The following is a 16,826-nucleotide window of genomic DNA, read 5'->3' as shown; positions in this document are numbered from 1 at the left end:
ACCCTCAGGAGACCACCCTTCTCACATATCACCACGCCCCCCATCAGAAGGCCCCCTCCGGGACGCCCGGAGCCGGCGACATGCGATCCGGGCGCAACGGCGAAGACCGGGTGCTCGGCGTTCCCGTCGGGACGGTCGTGAAGGGCGCCGACGGCGAAGTCCTGGCCGACCTCGTCGAGCCGGGGCAGCGATTCGTTGCGGCCCGCGGCGGCCAAGGAGGCCTGGGGAACGCAGCACTCGCCTCGCCCAAGCGCAGGGCGCCGGGATTCGCCCTTCTCGGAGACGCCGGCGAGGAAGGCGAGATCGTCCTAGAGCTGAAATCCGTAGCCGACGTCGCGCTTGTCGGCTTCCCGAGCGCGGGAAAATCCTCGCTCATCGCCGCCATGTCGGCTGCGCGCCCGAAGATCGCCGACTATCCGTTCACCACGCTCGTTCCCAACCTCGGCGTCGTGCAGGCCGGAGACGAACGCTACACGATAGCCGACGTTCCAGGGCTCATTCCCGGCGCATCTGACGGAAAGGGCCTCGGGCTGGAATTCCTTAGGCACATCGAGCGCTGTTCGGTGATCGTCCACGTCCTCGACTGCGCCACTTTCGAGCCGGGGCGCGATCCGCTCTCAGATCTGGCGACCATCGAGTCGGAGCTGGCCGCATACGCCCGACGGCTGCCTTGGGAAGAGGGGAGAGTCCCGCTGGCAGACAGGCCCCGCATCGTCGTTCTCAACAAGGCCGACGTCCCGGAAGCGAGGGAACTGGCGGAATTCGTGCTCCCCGAGCTCTCCGACTATCCGGTTTTCATCGTCTCCGCCGCGGCGCACACGGGTCTGCGCGAGCTTTCCTTCGCTTTGGCGGCGGCGGTGGCGCAGGCCCGGAAGTCTGCTCCCATCGAGTCGAAACCGCGAGTCGAGGTTCGCCCCAAGGAGCGCGCAAGCGCCTTCACCCTCTCGCGGAAGACGAAGAACGGCGAGGACTTCTTTGTTGTGCGCGGCGACAAACCCGAAAGATGGGTCCGGCAGACGGATTTCGACAACGACGAAGCGGTTGGCTATCTCGCGGACCGCCTCAACGTGCTGGGCATCGAAGACGCCCTCGTGAAAGCGGGGGCGCAGGCCGGCGCGATGGTCGTGGTCGGCCCCGAGGATTCCGGGTACATTTTCGACTGGGAGCCGTCGATGCAGACCGGAGCGGAGCTTCTGGGGCCGCGGGGGACGGACCTCCGCTTCGACGAGCGCACCCGGGCTTCGCGAAAAGAACGCAAGGCGGCCTACCACGACCGTATGGATGCGAAGACGCAGGCCCGGGAAGAATTGCAGATGGAGCGCGAGTCGGGGCTATGGACCGATCCTGAGCGATAAACCGCATTTTTTACAATGCTATATTGATTTAATGCGTGAGAACTTCCACATTGCGGCCTGAGGTCTTGCCATGTGGACACAAGGCTGTTTTACTTGCTCGTAGGTTAAGTGCTTGAGCTTTTGCCCGGTGCGGGCTTGGTTTCGAGCGTTGGCGGTCGGGCGCCTTCGTGTTTTCTCACGGCGTCGCTCGAACCCCGGTGACGGCCGGACCTCGAAGGATCGAGAGCGCAAAAGGAAATTGTCATGACAATTAGCCTTGCAACGAAAGAATCGGAACTCGACGACGCCTCCGCGGAGAGCGTCGCCGAAGCCGTCATGGGCGTCGATCTCTCGCTTCTTGGCGCCGTGACGACGGAGGCGTTCGCAGCCGCGCTTGGAAGCGAGATGCCCGTCGAGTATGCGAGCTATCCGAGAATCGCCTCGTGCGCCCAGGCCGCGACCCGCGGCGGGATCGACTTCGTTTGCTTGGACGCCACCTTTCGCACCCGGTCCGACAATGCGAATCAGCTCGACGCCGCCAGAGTGGCCGCCCGCCTGCTCAGTCAGCACGCGGGGAAAGTCAACGTCCAGATCCCAGCGGAAGTCGCGGTGTCGCGAGAGGGGATCGGGATGCTCGCCCAGCACGGCGAACACGTCGCGCCGACGGTCGAAGTGACGGAAGAAAGCGACCTCGACGGCATCGCGCGGCTGGCCGAGGAGATAGCCGCAAACGGAATGCCCGTGAACGTGCAGCTCGACGCTGAAGTCGCCGACGCGATCTCCCTGGGAACGCTGGCCGCCTTTGTGGACTGGGTGCGCGTCCGCACCGACGACCTAGAGCGGGCGCGCGACATTCGCTCGGAGCTGCGGGAGCTCGCGGCGTCCAACGGGCGGAGCGTGAGGGTCCTCGGGGAGCTGGGCATTGTGATATCCGGGTCGATGAGGGCGGCCAACGAGCGCGCGCTCCTCGTCGCGGACATGGTCGGAGCCCCCCTTTTCGAGGGGAAGGCCTCCGTCGTGGGCACGGTGTCCGACGTCGCCGACGCCTTCGAGCGCTGGATCGGCACTGGGGCGGCCGACGGCCTCATCTTCCTTCCCGCGTCGCTTCCCACAGATCTCGCCTCGCTTATACGCGGCGTCGTCCCGCTCTTGGCTGCGCGCGCCCAGATCGAGGCCGCGTGACGCGAGCCCGTTTGAGGCGGCCTGGCGCGAGCCGGTTCGGCGCGAGCGATTTAAACGAAGGGGCGGCCGACGCGCCGCGCCGACCGCCCCAAGGGCGTGCAAAGGCCGATCAGCCTTTCATTTCGTTGATCTTGGCGCGCACCTCGTCCATGTCGAGCTCCTTGACCTGTTTGATGAGGTCCTCGAGGGAAGCCTTGGGAAGGGCTCCGGCCTGAGAGAAAACGCGGACGCCGTCGCGGAAGGCCATGACCGTGGGAATCGAGGTGATTCCGAATTCGCCGGCGAGCGCCTGCTGGTCCTCGGTGTCGACTTTGCCGAACACGACGTCGGGATGGGCTTCCGAAGCCGCCTCGAAAACGGGCCCGAACTGACGGCACGGGCCGCACCACGAGGCCCAAAAGTCGAGCAGGACGATTCCCTCCTTGATCGTGTCGTTGAAGTTGTCGATCGTGACGGCTTGAGTTGCCATTGCCTGTTGCCTTTCGTTTAGGTCCTGTACGGATAAGTCAACGTTGCCTCCGTCCACACTATTCCCCGGTGCGCGGGCGCCTCGCGGCTATGCGCTAGCAGCGGAATCGACGGAGAGAGAAACAAAGCCGAGCGGCGTAGGCTTTCGTACATGGCATATGCGAACAGAGAGGCTGCGCGGAAGGCCGCGGAGGCGGTTTTCGCGTCGAAGGCGGAAGAAGGCGGCCGTGCCTAAGACCGACGTTCAGGTTCCCATCGACGTCGTCCCCGGGAGGAAACGGCGCATCGGGATAATGGGCGGCACGTTCGACCCCATTCACCACGGGCATCTAGTTGCGGCTTCGGAGGTGCTGAGCGTTTTCAACCTAGACGAGGTCGTTTTCGTGCCCACCGGGAGGCAGCCGTACAAACGCGACCGAAAGGTGACGTTGGCGGAACACCGCTATTTGATGGCGGTCATCGCGACGGCTTCGAATCCGCGGTTCTCGGTTTCCCGCGTCGACATTGAGCGCGGCGGGACGACATACACGATCGACACCCTTCGCGATCTGCGAAAGGCGTACCCAGACGCCGATTTTTTCTTTATCACGGGCGCCGACGTGCTTCCGCAGATCCTCGAATGGAAAGACTCGGAGGATCTGTGGTCTATGGCTCATTTCGTAGGAGTGACGCGGGCCGGACACCAGCTGGACACGACGGGTCTGCCCCCCGAGGGAATTACGCTGATGGAGGTCCCTGCCATGGCGATTTCTTCCACGGATTGCCGCGCGCGCGTGGCTTCTGGCGTTCAGCCGTGGTATCTAGTCCCCGACGGCGTGGTTCAGTACATTGCCAAGTATCGGCTCTACAAGGCGGGCTGACGTGCGGGAGACCTGGCGAGGCTTTGGGCGAAACGCCGATGTAAAGTCGGAATATCCGCGTCAGTCGGATAAACTGAAACCCTTGAACGACGTCTCTGAGGCGTTGGCGTCGGGATAAACGCCGCCCAGGGCAGCGGGAAGGAATATGTATGAGTGACGAACAGCCGAGGATGTCACGGCGCGAAATGAGGGCAAAGGGCCTTCTCGCGCCGATCCTAGACGGCGCGTCCCCACTTGACGATCTCACCCCCACCGCGGAGATACGTCTCAAGCGCCTGACGCGCAAAGAGATGCGTGAACGTGAGGCGGGGCTGACGCGAGAAGATTCCGGAAGCTCGGCTTCCGACGGACATGGACAGACCGCTTCCACAGGCGGTTCGACGGAGGGCGTCGGCGCGCACGGACGTTTCCCGTCGGCGATTCCCGAAAGGGCCGGCAGCGCACACGAGCCGGCGTCGAGGGCGTCGCATGTGGATTCAAGCAGGACTTCGACGCACCACGGCGGGCATGCGGCCCCTGCAGAGGGGTTTTCTACGACGGGCAACATCACCCCCGTCGCGACGGTGGCCGCGGCGGAGGTTGGGCTCGTCGAAGGCCGCTGGCCGGCAGAGGCCGACGACAAAGGCGGCAAAGGCACGTCAGGCGGGCCAGGCGGCTCGCCCGTCGCCGGAGGCCGGAAGCCGGGCGCGGACTCGATCGCTTTGTCCGAGGGGACCGGCTCTTTTGCCGGCGTCGTTCCCGGTACGCCCGACGAAACGCATAGGGGGACGGATTCGGCAGACGGACCTTCCCAGGCAGACGGCCGCCAGGCGGGTACGCCGTTCCGGAACCAGCCGAGCTCTTCCCAATCGACGACGGGAACGATTCAGCCGACGCCGCCGAGTCCGTTCCAATCGATTCCAAGCGCGGCCCAGCCGACGCCCAGCGGGTCCCATGCTTCGCCGAATGCGACTCAATCCTTCGCCAACCCGATGTCCTCTCGTGAGAACGAGACTGAGGCGTTCGACGCAGCCGGGCGCAGTTCCGTCTTCTCCCGTTTCGACGGCAGCGGCGTCGGCACGGCCGAAGGCCCCGACACCAAGGACCGCCAGACCAGCCGTTTCCCGGAGGCGAACGAGGGCGAGTCCGCCCCGTCCCGCCCCACGACCGAGGAGCAATACGATCCGCGGGCCTCGCTTAAGGCGCCATTGCTGGAGAGGCTGCGGCGCGAAAGCGAGCCGGGCAGCGAGGAGAAGTATTCCGATTTCGCGCCAGTTCCCACCCCCGCCGGCGAAGTGAGGTCGATCGATCCCGAAGCCGGCTCCGCGGCAGTCGAGAGCGAGTACGAGGAGCAGCTCGGAGACATCGCCGAGGAGGATGAGAAGCCCCGTGGATGGCTCATGACAATCGTGGCGATCCTCATCGGCTTGCTGGTCGGCCTCGCCGTCGGCCTCATCGTCCGCAATTTCGTCGCATCCGGCAGCGACGTGCAACCTGCGCTCGAGGCCGCGGCGACAGTTGCCCCGCCCGGTTTCGGGGTGTGATGTGGCGGCCTCCGAAGAGTCACTGGAGTGGGCGAGAATAGCCGCCCGGGCCGCGGCCGAGCTTAAAGCGACGACCGTTGCGGCGATCGACGTCTCCGAGCGGCTTGTGCTCACGGAAGTGTTCCTCGTCGTCTCCGGTTCGACCGACCGGCAGGTGAGGTCTCTTGTCGACGCGGTGGACGAGGCGCTGCTCAAAGCCGGTGTCCGTCGAAAGCGACGCGAAGGGTTCGACGAAGGCCATTGGGTCCTCGTCGACTACGGCGACCTCGTGGTTCACGTCCAGCAAGATGAAGATCGCGAGTTCTACGCGTTGGAGCGCCTCTGGGCCGACTGCCCGAGCATTGCCCTTTCGGTCGAAGCGCCCCAGGCATGAGCGCTTCGCGAGTGGTCTTGTGGCGCCATGGCCAGACCGACATGAATCTTACGGGGAGGATTCAAGGAGCCAGGGACTTTCCCCTCAACGAGGCAGGTTTGCGGCAGGCGCGCGAGGCGGCCGCCGCCCTGGCGCCGCTTGAACCCTCGCTTATCGTCTCCTCGCCGCTCGCCCGGGCGCGTCAGACGGCCGAAGCGCTTTCGCGCGTCGTCGGAGTCGGCGTCGAAACGGACGACCGTCTCAAGGAACGTTCCTTCGGACTTTTCGAAGGGCTGACCGGGGCGGAGATCGAAGAAAGGTTCCCCGAGCAGTATCGCGCCTGGCGGCAGGCCAAGGAACCCGAGGGCGTGGGCGCCGAACGGCAGGCCGACGTCGGTCGCCGGGCAAGCCGAGCGATTGAGGAGTGGGCGGCTAAAACGAACGGGACCCTCGTGGTGGCCTCCCACGGCGCCGCCATAAAACTCGCAACGATCTCGCTTTTGGGCGAGGCGCCCGGCCAATGGATGGGCCTGAAGGTGATGTCCAATTGCAACTGGGCGATTCTGGAACCCTTGCGGGTGGGCCCGCCGGCCTGGCGCATCGCCGCTTACAACGTGGGCGTGGGCAAGTCCGACGAGGTTCGCACGCCCACGCAGTGAGGCTTATCCGTGAGCGATGAGGCCTGTCTGCAAACGGATGAGGTCCGTTCGTGAGCGAGTGCGGCTCGTTCGTGAGCGGCGTCTCCTAACCGTGATTTGCCAAGCATCGGGGGAATCCGTAATATTGAGGAGTCCGCTTGGGGCTATGGCGCAGTTGGTAGCGCGCTTCCATGGCATGGAAGAGGTCAGGGGTTCGAATCCCCTTAGCTCCACCAGTTTCTTTCCCGCACATAAATCAGGGTATTTCGGCCATCCGCGATTGCTGAAGGTACGCCACTGTCTTTGAAAGCGGACAACGGCATTTATTCCGCTCAACGCTCTGCGTTTTTCGTTGGTCAGGACGGAATGTTGCCTGTCGGAAACCATTTGATCAATTCTCGGCTCTTTTGGCGAGGCCGTCTAGGGGGCGTCACCGCTGCCCTGATTGCGCAAAGAACCTATCGAACGATTGACAAGCCTTGGTTCACTCCGCAACGCTTGACGGCTAATGGTCGTTAGCCTAGATTGAAGTGCAGGCAATGCAGCTAACTTCTATTAGCCAGAAGGGTCCGTGATGACGCCGACCAAAGAGAGAATACTCAGAGAGTCACTGGCGCTGTTCTCCGAGAGGGGATACAGCGCGGTCCGCGTCGCAGACATCGCGGCTGCGGTCGGCGTCAAGCCGCCGTCGTTGTACAAGCATTACGCAAGCAAGCAGGCCATCTTCGACGCTTGCGCGGAGTTCTTCTCCGAAAGGGTCGCGGAGGTCGGCGTCGCCATTGGCCTTCCCGGCTTGGCCGGAGCCGAAGCTGCTTATGCCGACGTCGACGTCGAGGGCATCGTCGGCTTCGCGACGCAGCTGTTCGTCTTCTATCTGCAAGACGACGTCGCCGCCGGGTTTCGAAGGATGCTCGCGATCGAACGCCATCGTGACCCGAAGCTGAATCGAGAATTCGAGAGGCTGTTCGTCGATGGCGCGATCGACCACGAGGAGAAAGTGTTTGCGGAGCTCATGGAGGCCGGGCTCATCGAACGGCGGGACCCACACATTCTTGCCTTGCGATTCTACACGCCTATATTTTATCTTCTGCAAAAATACGATATGCGCCCTTCTGAAGTGAAAAAGGCCAAGGAAGAACTGCGGATGATCGTCGAGGAGTTCTGCTTCACTTACATGCAAAGTCCTGGCGCGCGAGGCGAGGCGGGCGATCTTGGCGAAAGAATGGAACGCGCACGGGAGTTTGCCGGAAGAAAGGCAGACATGCGAAAGGCTGATGGACCAAAGACGGACGCGCGGAAACTTGGCGCAAATAAACAGGGCAAAGAGCTGCACACACTGAAAACGGACACGCAAAAGCTCAACGCGCAAAAGGGGGAAAGGAAGCCATGAGTGCAGGCAAAGCCATGCTCGTCGCCTGCGCCGCAGCGGTCGCAACAGGCTCATTCGTTCGTGTGCGCCGATTGAAACTGGCTGTGAAGGACGCCGAAAGGCGTTTGGCGGGTTACGGCGCTGAAACGGCGGTGTTGAGCTACGGCAGAATGACGTACGTCGACCGCGGGCCAAGTTGCAAGGCCTCGGATGGCATGTGCCTGAGAAATGAGGAGCCGAGCGGCAAGAAGCTGGACGTCAAGGCGCCGGGCGGCAAAGGGGTGGACGACAAGACGTCGGGCGGCAAGAGGCTGCTGGACGGCAAGACGCTCGATGGCAAGGGCCGGAATCCGGCGGCGGGGGAGACGCTCCTTTCCGTCCACGGCCTTTATGGAGGCTACGACCAGGCGTTTGAGAACGTCGGAAGCCTGTCATCGAGATATCGCATTCTTGCGCCCTCCCGCTTCGGATACCCCGGCAGCTCCGTCAAGGGAGAAGGCACGCCGAGGGAACAGGCGGAGGCGTACGCCGAGTTGCTCGACCGCTTGGGGATCGAGCAAGTTTTCATTCTCGGAGTTTCGGCGGGCGGGACTCCCGCGATCCGCTTCGCTTTGGACTTCCCCCTGCGCGCCAAGGGCTTGATCCTGTACTGCTCTGCCGCGCCGTGGAACGAGAAGCCTGCCAGGATTCCCAGTCTGATGGGGCCTCCGCCGATCATGAATCACGACCTGCCGATGTGGCTTGCTTTTCCTCTCTACAGGAGGCTCTACGGAATGGCGGCCGACGTCGTCCATGGGATGTTGCCGCTGTCGAGGCGAAAGGAAGGCGCCGACCTAGACGCCCGAATTGTCAATCGCGACATGGCGGTGAACTTTGAGGCGTACCCGATTGAGGAGATGCACGTTCCTGTGCTGCTTTTGCACGCGAGGGACGATCGAATGGCGCCTTTCAAAGGTCCCGCAGGCCAAGTGGAAGGATCGCTCCACCGTTACCCGAATCTCGAGACGAAGATCTTCGAAACGGGAGGCCATCTCATGACCGGGCACAGCAGAGAAATCGATGCCGCAGTCGTTGAATTCATCGAAAGGCACAAATAGGGAGGACAATATAAATTGGTGCCCTGGTCGGCCTGGCGGTTGGCTGGGCCGCAAACGCCTTGCGCGCCTACATCAAGAGTCCGATGAACTTCAGCGTTTTCATGTTCACGGTTCCCTTTGCAGCCTTCTTGATTTCCGAAAGCATCGAGCCTTTTCGGGACATGAAGGGATCAGGCGTGGTCGCCGTCGTGGTCGCAGCCTTTTACCTGACCTACCGGGGACCGGACACCATCAAGCCCGTCAATCGGTTCTACGGCCTGCCGATATGGTCCTTCGTTTCCTATCTCATGAACGGCGCGCTCTTCGTGCTTGTCGGGGTGCAGCTGCCGAGCGCAGTCAAACGGATGGGAGAAACCATCGAGCGCTTCGATTCTTCATGGGGATACGGACTCAAGGTGGTCGCGGCCGCCTGGGCCGTTTCCGTGCTCGCCCGATTCGTCTTCGTCCACGTGGTGATCGGGATCATCCGCGCATTGGATCGATCCGAAAAGCAGCAGCGGCTGCGCACGACGTTCCGCGGACGAGTGGTCAGCACCTTCGCGGGCCTGAGAGGCGGCGTCTCGCTGGCAGTGGCCCTTTCGGTTCCCTCTGGCACATTCGGACGGGATTTCACAATCTTCGTCGTCGGCGGGGTTGTAATGCTGTCGATGGTTGTGCAGGGCCTCCTTCTTCCCGCCGTGATCCGTTGGGCGAAGATTCCCCCGGACACTTCGGAAAAAGAGGAGATTCACTACGCGATGAATGCGATTTCGCGCGAAGGGTACGAGGCCCTCGACGACCTCGCGGCCCGGGTCGGAGCGAGCCAAGAGGCAATCGACGGCGCAAAAGCCGAGTGGAGCCGCTTTCAGAAGGGAATCGAAGAGGAAGCCAACGCCCGGAACAACCCCGATCTTGACGACTCTCAGAGCTATTGGCGCCAAAATCGCGCTTTGCGGCTGGCGGCCATCGATTACCAGCGAGAGGCCCTCAAGCGCCTGCGCAACGAGGGAAAAATCGACATGAACGTGCTCCACGCGGTCCAAGAGCGGCTCGACGTCGAAGAGATCCGAGTCATCGGGCCGGTCGAGCTCGATTGATCGGCGGACGCCGCTCGTCGTCGGCTTTGTTCGCTTCCCGAAAAAGAAGCCTGCCCGGAGGATGGACGCATCGACGCATACCGCGTAGGGTGAGCCGCAGAGGGCCGAGCCTGGAGACCCTATTCACCTGGACGACCCTGTTCACCAGTTTCCCGACGATTGGACCAAAGGATGAAAAAGAGAACGATTGCGGTGTCGTTTCTGCTGATCGGCGCGGCCTACGCGGCAATCTCCCGACTCGAAAGGCGCATCGACGATCGTTTCGGCGAGACGGGATTCCCGCAAACCGACGACTCGGACTGCTCCGGGGAGCCCTATGGCTTTGAAGGGGAGCCCTATGGCTTTGAAGAGGCCGACGGCGGAGACTCCGTCGGAAGGCAGGACGGCGCAAAGACCGACTCAGACGGCGACATTGTGCGCAACGGAGTCGTCACCCACAGAGTGCCGGATTTCGACCCGGCATACTGGACGGACGAGAGAATAGCGAACGCCCTTCCGGCGAAGATGCCGACGATGCCGCCGAGAAAAATGCCATCCGACGATTAGCCTCAGTCAGCCGCGACAGAAGCGGCGCCTCGCCCCGCAGCTTCCAATCGGGGGTTTGAACTTTCCCTGCGGGCCTTGAATTCACGCGGAGACTTGAGCTTCGAGGTCGAGCAAAAAGCGCTTGACATCCGCCCCGCCCAAGTACTGGCCCGGCGAGCCGTCCGACCGAACGACCCTGTGGCATGGAACCACGATGGGCAGGGGGTTGGAGGCGCAGGCGCTGGCCGCGGCCCGTGTCGCCGAAGGGAAGCCGCTCGCCTCCGCCAGCTCCTTGTACGTCATGACCCCGCCCGGCTCGGTGGAAAGAAGCGTTTCCCGCACGGCTCTTTTGAGCGGAGTCCCGGGGTCGGCGCCCAGCGGAACGTCAAAAGACCCGCGTTCGCCCCGGAAGTATTCGTCCAGCTGGTGCGTGGCAACATGGAGAGCGACGCTGGCCACCCCCGCTTCGATAACGCCGACGTCGGATAGGTCGCCGAGGACGACGTCGAAGTTCTCTCGGGCAAAAGCCACTCGAATCAACGCGCCGTCGGATTCGGCGACGAGCAGTTCGCCTACCGGCGTCTTGTGGATGCAGTAATGCAAAACGGACATTGCGGCCTCCCGATTCGGTTTTCACCATCCTAGTGGGTGTTCGCCGATCAAAATAGGCGAAGGAGCCGCGTGTTCCATCCGCCGGGCGAGAACACGCCCCGCGCGCCATTGAAAACACGGATTTCCCTCGGGCGACGACACGGCGCGAGGAAGCTCGGCCCAAAAAAGCCTCGCCTGAGGAAAAGCCACGCGCCCAAGGGGAATGCACGGAGGAAAGTCCCGAGCCTTTCATTACCATGGAGCCATGAAGACGACGTCTCGACCCCGCGCCGCGTGGCACCGGATAACATTGGGCATTCAGCTCGGATGGGCCGCAGTGTTGCTTTTAACTCTGTGTCTCAACGCCGTTTTGCCGAATCCGACGTGGTATGCGATTCACGTGGCCGGGCTCGGACTCGTCGGCTCCGCGATTCTCGTGTGGACGTGGCATTTTGCCGACGCCCTCACTCGGAGCCAACAGTCGCAGAGAGCGCAGGCGGCCAGGCTTGCGCTGCTGGCGGCGGGTGTGATTCAGCTCGGCGGAGCGTTGGCGATCACCGGCGGGCTTGCCGCGTTTCTGGCAATCGCCGGCGCGGCGGTCGTCGTTGCGACGATCTCTTGGCACATCGCCGCCTTGCGCAAAGCAATGTCGGGATCGTTCCTCGGCAGGGCCGCCGTAACCCTGCGGTTTCACGCGACAGCGGCGACGTTCCTGGTCCTCGGCGCCCTCATCGGCGTGTTCATGGCGGTCGACGTCGCTTCGCGCGATATCGCGATGAACTGGTGGAGCGCGCTCTATTCCAGGCACGACGCGCTTGCCCTTGCTCATTCGCTGTGTCAGACCCTGGGGTTCGTCGGTTTGACGATACTCGGCACGCTCGTGACGTTCGGGCCGACGATTGCGCGGGCGCGAATGACGCCCAACGCGGTCGCGCTGTCCACTCGTGCGCTGCCGTGCCTGGCTGGCGCGGTTGTGGCGGGAGTCGTCTTTTCCCTCCTCGACATGCCGAGAATCGCCGGTCTGGCAGTCCTCGCATGGGTTGCGGCGGCCGTACTCGGCGTGCTCGTCCCCGTCGCCAAATCCTGGAAAGGGTCGATGCCCTCAGTGGGCGACGGCTGGTTCGTCGGCGCGGGAATCACGTGGATCATGGTCGCCGCGCTGGCGTGGGCCGTCCAGCTGCTTGCTTCGCCCGACGCCGCTCATGCGCGGACGGGAACGGGCATTCAATTCGCTCTCCTCATTGGGGCGGGGGCCGTCCAAACGGTCGTCGGCTCTCTTGCCTTCCTCCTTCCTGTTGTGCTCGGAGGCGGGCCCGCCAGGCTCAGGCGCACGCTCGAACGCATCGAACCCTCCGCGGCGGCCCGATGGTTCCTCGTCAACGGCGGGGTGGCCGTGGCCCTCGCAACCCCGTCGGCCCGCACGAGAACCGCGGCGTTGGCGATTGCATGCGTCAGCGCAGCTTCGAGCGTCGCCCTCGTCGCTTTCCACAGCCTGCGCCAACGGTCGCTCGACGTCGAAGAAACGCCTCCGCCGCCGGAGGGCGGGCCGAGGAAGCTTCCGAGGACGCGAATGGCGCTTGGCGCGAGCTTGGCGTCGATCGCCCTCGTCGTCGCCGTCGCCGCCGGCGTGGGAACGGGATCCGCGACCGACCCCGCAGTCGAAGCCGACGCCCCGGTGACCAAGGTCGAGGTCTCCGTCCGAGGCCTCGCGTACTCGCCTTCGAGCATTGACGTTCCGGCTGGCAACAGGCTCGTCGTGACCTTGAAGAACACCGGCGATCAGCGCCATGACCTCGTTTTCGCCAATGGCGCCGGAACCGGCGCCGTTGAGGCGGGGGAAAGCGGAACGGTCGACGTCGGCGTCGTGAAGGCCGACACAGAGGGCTGGTGCACGATCGTCGGCCACCGACAGGCGGGAATGGTCATCAAGGTCAAGGCCGTCGGCGCTTCGGGAACCCACGCTTCAGGCGGCGGGAATGCCGGTTCGACGCCTGCGGGCTCCGACCGTTCCCATTCTGGGCACGGCGGCGCGAGCCACGGCTCCGGCCACGCGGGAACGGGGGAGGCGATCCTGCCTACGGCCGCCGAGCTTTCCGCCAAGCCGGGAAAGGGCTTCAGCCCGAGCGACCCGGTTCTTCGCCCGGCTGGAAGCGAAAGGGTGCACAACGTCACTTTTGAGGCCAAAGAGGTGGAGAAAGAGGTCGCCCCGGGCCGCAGGCAGAAGGTCTGGACGTTCAACGGAGCCTCGCCGGGGCCGATTCTGCGCGGCAAAGTGGGCGACACTTTCAATGTCACGCTCGTCAACAAGGGCACGATGGGGCATTCGCTCGATTTCCACGCAGGCGACGTTTCACCCGATTCGCGTATGAAAACGATCGCCCCGGGGCAGAGCCTCGTTTACACGTTCACCGCGAAACGCGCGGGCATCTGGCTCTATCACTGCAGCACGGCCCCGCTGTCCGTGCACATAGCCAGCGGGATGCACGGGGCCGTCGTCATCGATCCCGAGGACGTCGATCCCGTCGATCGCGAGTTCGTTTTCGTCCAGAGCGAGCAGTACTGGGCTCGGAGCAAGGCCGACGCCGCAAACGCCGACGCCATCGCGCGGGTGACGCCCAGCTCCGTCTCCTTCAATGGATATCCCTTCCAGTACGTCCACCGCCCAATCAAAGTGCGCAAAGGAGAGAGAGTTCGCATCTGGGCCGTCTCGGCCGGCCCCAATCTAGACCTCCCCTTCCACGTCGTCGGAACCCAATTCGACACGGTGTGGTACGAGGGCAGGTATTCCATCCGCAGAGGATGCGACGGCTCAGGGCTCACGCGAGCCTCGTGCGATCCCTTCGCTCCGGGCAAAGAGAGCGTCGGCTCCGCCGGATCGCAGGGATTGGACGTATCCGTCGCCCAGGGCGGGTTCGTCGAGTTTGTCGCACCCGAAGCGGGGACGTACACCGCCCTCAACCATGCGATGACGTATGCCGAGCGGGGCGCGACGGCGAAGATCGTCGTGTCCGACTAGCGCGGCGGCAGGGGCCGCCGCGCCCCGAGCCGTCGCGGCCTTAGAAGGAGGGGCCCACCGCGCCGTCCGGCCACTTCTTCTTGATGTAGTCGGAGACTTCCTTCGAATGAAGCAGCTTGTCGAGTTTCTTGACCGCTTCGATCGTTTTCTCATTGGCCTTCGAATTCCAGACAAGTACATTCGCGTAGGGATTGTCTTTGCCCGATTCAAGGTACAGCGCGTCCTTCGAAGGCGTTAGTTTGTTCTTCAGCGCGTAGTTGCCGTTGATGATGGCGATGTCGACGTCGGGCAGCGCCGCTGGAATCGAGGGCGCAGCATACGGCTTGAGCTGAATCTTTTTCGGATTCGATTCGACGTCGTAGATGGTCGGCGAATCCTTCTTCTTGAGCGTGATGATCTTGTTCTTCACGAGCAGCTCGAGGGCGCGAGCCTGATTGGAGGGATCGTCGTTGATGGCGACGGTCGCGTTGTCGGGAAGGTCCTTGAGATCCTTGATTTTCTTCGAGTAGATGCCCAAAGGCTCGATGTGGACGCCTTTGCCGTGCTCGAACGAGTAGCCGTTCTTCTTCGAGGCGTCCTCCAAGTAGGGGACGTGCTGGAAGAAGTTCGCGTCGATCTCGCCCTGGTCGAGGGCAGAGTTGGGCTGGATGTAGTCCTGGTACTGCTTGATCTCGACCTTGAGGCCGGCTTTCTTGGCCAGATTGTCCTGAACGTAGTTGAGAATTTGGGCGTGGGGAACGGGCGACGCCCCCACTGTGATTGTGACGGTTCCGTCGGAGTTCTTCTCCGGAGCCTTGAACGACGCTTTGTCGTCGGCTCCGCAGGCGGAGAGCGCAAGCGCGGAAACGGCGGCGAGCGCGATGAAAGACTTGAAACGAGACATGGTTTTCCTTAGGTCTGAGCGGGCTTTGCCCGGAAATGGAGCGGGAGCGCGCCCGAGGTTGGAAATGGGCGCAAGCCCGGCGTGCGGTGCGAGGGTTTGTTCCCCGGCTGGCTTCCCCTCAGCGGTGATCGGCCAGCCGGCTGAGCATGTCGCCGACCCACTGGATCACCTGGACGATAAGGACGATGACGACGATGATTATGGTCATCGCATCCCACTGGTGCTGGTAATAGCCGTAATTTTGCGCCAGCGCTCCAAGGCCGCCGCCGCCCACGATTCCTGCCATCGCCGAGTATCCGACGAGGGTGATGGCCAAGATGGTGACGGATTGGATGAGGGCGGGGACCGCTTCACGGACGAGGACGCCCCAAAGAATCCATGTTCTGGAAGCGCCCATCATCTGCGCGGCCTCGACCTTGCCGCGCTCGACCCCCGAAAGATTCGACTCGACGAGGCGCGCGAAATAGGGGATCGCGCCCACCGTGAGCGGGACCGCCGTTCCCTGCCATCCGGATGCATTGCCGATGAGAGCCCTGGTCGGAACGATGAGCAGGAACATCACGATGACCATGGGAATCGAACGAGTCGCGTTGACGATGAAACCCAGGGCCGCGGCGAAGAACTTGCTGGCGCTGTCGGTGTTTTCCTTGAGGGTGATCAGGACGATCCCCAGAATGCCGCCGAAGACCACGGAAAGGAGGGTGGAGACTCCGACCATCAAAAGCGTGTCGATCGTCGACTGGAAAAGCTCCTGCTTGATCGCCGGATTGTCGAACCACGTGCCGTCGTTCATGCGCGCACCTCCGTTGCGACGTCTATGTCGGCGAATGCGGAACGGACGCGGGCGACGTCGTCCGGATCCACCGTCAAGGCCAAACGGGCCACCTGCGTGGAGCCGATCGTTTCAAAGGTTCCGGCGCCGATGTCCGCGCCGAGCTCGCGGGCCGCGTCGAGAACCCGGGCGCCGGTGGGCTCTCCGGGCCGGGAAGTGAAAGCCACATCGACGACGGTGCGTCCGTGGGCGTCCTCCGGCGCCAGCGGCGGGGGCGGAACTATTTGCCGCGACAGGGGCGATTCGACGGCGGCGACGACGTCCTCCACCCGCCCGCTTGCCGCAATCCGGCCGGAGTCGAGAAGGGTGACGGAATCGCAGATCTGACGCACCACGGACATTTCGTGGGTGATGATTACGACGGTCACGCCGTACCTGTCGCGAACCGATTTGAGGAGGCCGAGGATCTGCTCGGTCGTCTCCGTGTCCAAGGCGGACGTCGGCTCGTCGCAGAGGAGGACGGAGGGGTTGTCTGCGAGGGCTCTGGCGATGCCTACGCGCTGGCGCTGGCCGCCCGACAGCTCGGACGGATAGGAGGTTCCGCGGTCCGAAAGGCCGACGAGGTCGAGCAGCTCGCTGACGCGCTTGGCCCTCTTTGAAGACGGCATGCCCGCCAGACGGAGGGGGATGGCGATGTTCTCCCGCGCGGTTCTGGCGTCGAGGAGGTTGGCGCCTTGGAAAACCATGCCGATCGTCCGGCGGGCCTCGCGCAGCTGGCCCGAGGAAACCGAGGCGAGATCGAGCCCGCCGACGCGGATGACGCCCTTCGTCGGCCGCTCCAAGGCCGTCAGGCAGCGAATGAGCGTCGACTTTCCGGCTCCGGATTCGCCGACGATGCCGTGGATGTCTCGCGCGGGGATCTCAAGGTTGATGTCGTCCAAGGCGACGACCGGCTCTTGCCCGCGCCGCGGGTAGACTTTGGTCACACCGCTCAGCGTTATCATGGTTCCTCCATCGGTCGTGGCGGAAGCACCCGGCCTCCCGGGTTGCTGCAACGTCGTCGAGCCACGTCTCTCGATTGCTCTAGATGAACTAGCTAGAAAGATATACGCATGGCGCCGACGTGTGCAAGAGTGCGCC

At 63.5% G+C, this 16,826-nt stretch carries 16 protein-coding genes and 1 tRNA gene; 12 read left to right on the top strand and 5 right to left on the bottom strand.

All coding sequences use genetic code 11. From position 1 onward, the window contains the following. Positions 1–1,355, top strand: a 1,355-nt coding sequence (gene obgE, locus ACO48X_RS03150; protein ID WP_485000455.1) for a GTPase ObgE, incomplete at its 5' end; no start/stop codon positions are given. Positions 1,356–1,598: 243 nt separating this feature from the next. Beyond that, complete coding sequence (locus ACO48X_RS03145; RefSeq protein WP_485000453.1) at positions 1,599–2,516, top strand: hypothetical protein; 918 nt, start codon at positions 1,599–1,601, stop codon at positions 2,514–2,516. Positions 2,517–2,625: 109 nt separating this feature from the next. Here ACO48X_RS03145 and trxA read toward each other — a convergent pair whose 3' ends face one another. Then, positions 2,626–2,985 carry a thioredoxin gene (gene trxA / locus ACO48X_RS03140; RefSeq protein WP_485000452.1) on the bottom strand — a complete coding sequence of 120 codons (360 nt, stop codon included), beginning with the start codon at positions 2,983–2,985 and terminating at the stop codon, positions 2,626–2,628. A 226-nt stretch (positions 2,986–3,211) separates the two neighbouring features. Between trxA and nadD the strand changes: the two genes are divergently transcribed. The 9 genes from nadD to ACO48X_RS03095 all read left to right on the top strand — a co-directional run bounded on the left by nadD (position 3,212) and on the right by ACO48X_RS03095 (position 10,445). Next, entirely contained in the window at positions 3,212–3,844 is a 633-nt protein-coding gene (nadD, locus tag ACO48X_RS03135; RefSeq protein WP_485000450.1) for a nicotinate-nucleotide adenylyltransferase, read from the top strand. A 149-nt stretch (positions 3,845–3,993) separates the two neighbouring features. After that, positions 3,994–5,367 carry a hypothetical protein gene (locus ACO48X_RS03130; protein ID WP_485000448.1) on the top strand — a complete coding sequence of 458 codons (1,374 nt, stop codon included), beginning with the start codon at positions 3,994–3,996 and terminating at the stop codon, positions 5,365–5,367. 1 nt (position 5,368) lies between these two features. Next, positions 5,369–5,740 (top strand): ribosome silencing factor, encoded by a 372-nt coding sequence (gene rsfS / locus ACO48X_RS03125; protein ID WP_485000446.1) that lies wholly within the window; start codon positions 5,369–5,371, stop codon positions 5,738–5,740. Beyond that, on the top strand, positions 5,737–6,378 hold the full coding sequence (locus ACO48X_RS03120; protein ID WP_485000444.1) for a histidine phosphatase family protein: 642 nt from the start codon (positions 5,737–5,739) through the stop codon (positions 6,376–6,378). The genes rsfS and ACO48X_RS03120 overlap by 4 nt, the downstream gene beginning before the upstream one ends. 139 nt (positions 6,379–6,517) lie before the next feature. Then, positions 6,518–6,593 (top strand) — tRNA-Ala (locus ACO48X_RS03115). A 338-nt stretch (positions 6,594–6,931) separates the two neighbouring features. Next, a complete protein-coding gene (locus ACO48X_RS03110) occupies positions 6,932–7,747 on the top strand; it encodes a TetR/AcrR family transcriptional regulator (protein ID WP_485000442.1) in 816 nt (271 codons plus the stop codon). Continuing rightward, positions 7,744–8,823, top strand: a complete 1,080-nt coding sequence (locus ACO48X_RS03105) for an alpha/beta fold hydrolase (protein WP_485000440.1) — start codon at positions 7,744–7,746, stop codon at positions 8,821–8,823. Before ACO48X_RS03110 ends, ACO48X_RS03105 begins: the two co-directional genes overlap by 4 nt. A 14-nt stretch (positions 8,824–8,837) precedes the next feature. Continuing rightward, positions 8,838–9,899: a cation:proton antiporter domain-containing protein gene (locus ACO48X_RS03100; protein WP_485000457.1), complete on the top strand. Its 1,062-nt coding sequence runs from the start codon at positions 8,838–8,840 to the stop codon at positions 9,897–9,899. A gap of 171 nt (positions 9,900–10,070) precedes the next feature. After that, a complete protein-coding gene (locus ACO48X_RS03095; protein WP_485000439.1) occupies positions 10,071–10,445 on the top strand; it encodes a hypothetical protein in 375 nt (124 codons plus the stop codon). An 81-nt stretch (positions 10,446–10,526) separates the two neighbouring features. Here the strand turns inward: ACO48X_RS03095 and ACO48X_RS03090 are convergent, their stop codons facing one another. Then, positions 10,527–11,036, bottom strand: coding sequence for a methylated-DNA--[protein]-cysteine S-methyltransferase (locus ACO48X_RS03090; protein ID WP_485000437.1), 510 nt, complete (start codon positions 11,034–11,036; stop codon positions 10,527–10,529). Positions 11,037–11,280: 244 nt separating this feature from the next. Here ACO48X_RS03090 and ACO48X_RS03085 point away from each other — a divergent pair, with 244 nt between their 5' ends. Then, entirely contained in the window at positions 11,281–14,031 is a 2,751-nt protein-coding gene (locus ACO48X_RS03085) for a multicopper oxidase domain-containing protein (protein WP_485000435.1), read from the top strand. Between the two features lie 40 nt (positions 14,032–14,071). Here the strand turns inward: ACO48X_RS03085 and ACO48X_RS03080 are convergent, their stop codons facing one another. The 3 genes from ACO48X_RS03080 to ACO48X_RS03070 form a co-directional block, all read right to left on the bottom strand. After that, complete coding sequence (locus tag ACO48X_RS03080; protein ID WP_485000433.1) at positions 14,072–14,914, bottom strand: MetQ/NlpA family ABC transporter substrate-binding protein; 843 nt, start codon at positions 14,912–14,914, stop codon at positions 14,072–14,074. Positions 14,915–15,032: 118 nt separating this feature from the next. Further along, positions 15,033–15,707, bottom strand: a complete 675-nt coding sequence (locus ACO48X_RS03075) for a methionine ABC transporter permease (RefSeq protein WP_485000431.1) — start codon at positions 15,705–15,707, stop codon at positions 15,033–15,035. Beyond that, positions 15,704–16,690, bottom strand: coding sequence for a methionine ABC transporter ATP-binding protein (locus ACO48X_RS03070; protein ID WP_485000429.1), 987 nt, complete (start codon positions 16,688–16,690; stop codon positions 15,704–15,706). The genes ACO48X_RS03075 and ACO48X_RS03070 overlap by 4 nt, the downstream gene beginning before the upstream one ends. Between the last annotated feature and the right edge of the window lie 136 nt (positions 16,691–16,826).

The sequence above is a fragment of the Peptidiphaga sp. genome (genome assembly GCF_057238965.1).
The sequence above is the reverse complement of the archived record's forward strand: the minus strand, read 5'-3'. Positions and strand labels throughout refer to the sequence as shown.

Excerpts from the sequence above, each read along its gene's own strand:
- ACO48X_RS03145 (WP_485000453.1), top strand. The coding sequence starts at position 1,599 with ATGACAATTAGCCTTGCAACGAAAGAATCGGAACTCGACGACGCCTCC.
- trxA (WP_485000452.1), bottom strand. The coding sequence starts at position 2,985 with ATGGCAACTCAAGCCGTCACGATCGACAACTTCAACGACACGATCAAG.
- ACO48X_RS03130 (WP_485000448.1), top strand. The coding sequence starts at position 3,994 with ATGAGTGACGAACAGCCGAGGATGTCACGGCGCGAAATGAGGGCAAAG.
- ACO48X_RS03120 (WP_485000444.1), top strand. The coding sequence starts at position 5,737 with ATGAGCGCTTCGCGAGTGGTCTTGTGGCGCCATGGCCAGACCGACATG.
- ACO48X_RS03110 (WP_485000442.1), top strand. The coding sequence starts at position 6,932 with ATGACGCCGACCAAAGAGAGAATACTCAGAGAGTCACTGGCGCTGTTC.
- ACO48X_RS03105 (WP_485000440.1), top strand. The coding sequence starts at position 7,744 with ATGAGTGCAGGCAAAGCCATGCTCGTCGCCTGCGCCGCAGCGGTCGCA.
- ACO48X_RS03095 (WP_485000439.1), top strand. The coding sequence starts at position 10,071 with ATGAAAAAGAGAACGATTGCGGTGTCGTTTCTGCTGATCGGCGCGGCC.
- ACO48X_RS03090 (WP_485000437.1), bottom strand. The coding sequence starts at position 11,036 with ATGTCCGTTTTGCATTACTGCATCCACAAGACGCCGGTAGGCGAACTG.
- ACO48X_RS03085 (WP_485000435.1), top strand. The coding sequence starts at position 11,281 with ATGAAGACGACGTCTCGACCCCGCGCCGCGTGGCACCGGATAACATTG.
- ACO48X_RS03080 (WP_485000433.1), bottom strand. The coding sequence starts at position 14,914 with ATGTCTCGTTTCAAGTCTTTCATCGCGCTCGCCGCCGTTTCCGCGCTT.
- ACO48X_RS03075 (WP_485000431.1), bottom strand. The coding sequence starts at position 15,707 with ATGAACGACGGCACGTGGTTCGACAATCCGGCGATCAAGCAGGAGCTT.
- ACO48X_RS03070 (WP_485000429.1), bottom strand. The coding sequence starts at position 16,690 with ATGATAACGCTGAGCGGTGTGACCAAAGTCTACCCGCGGCGCGGGCAA.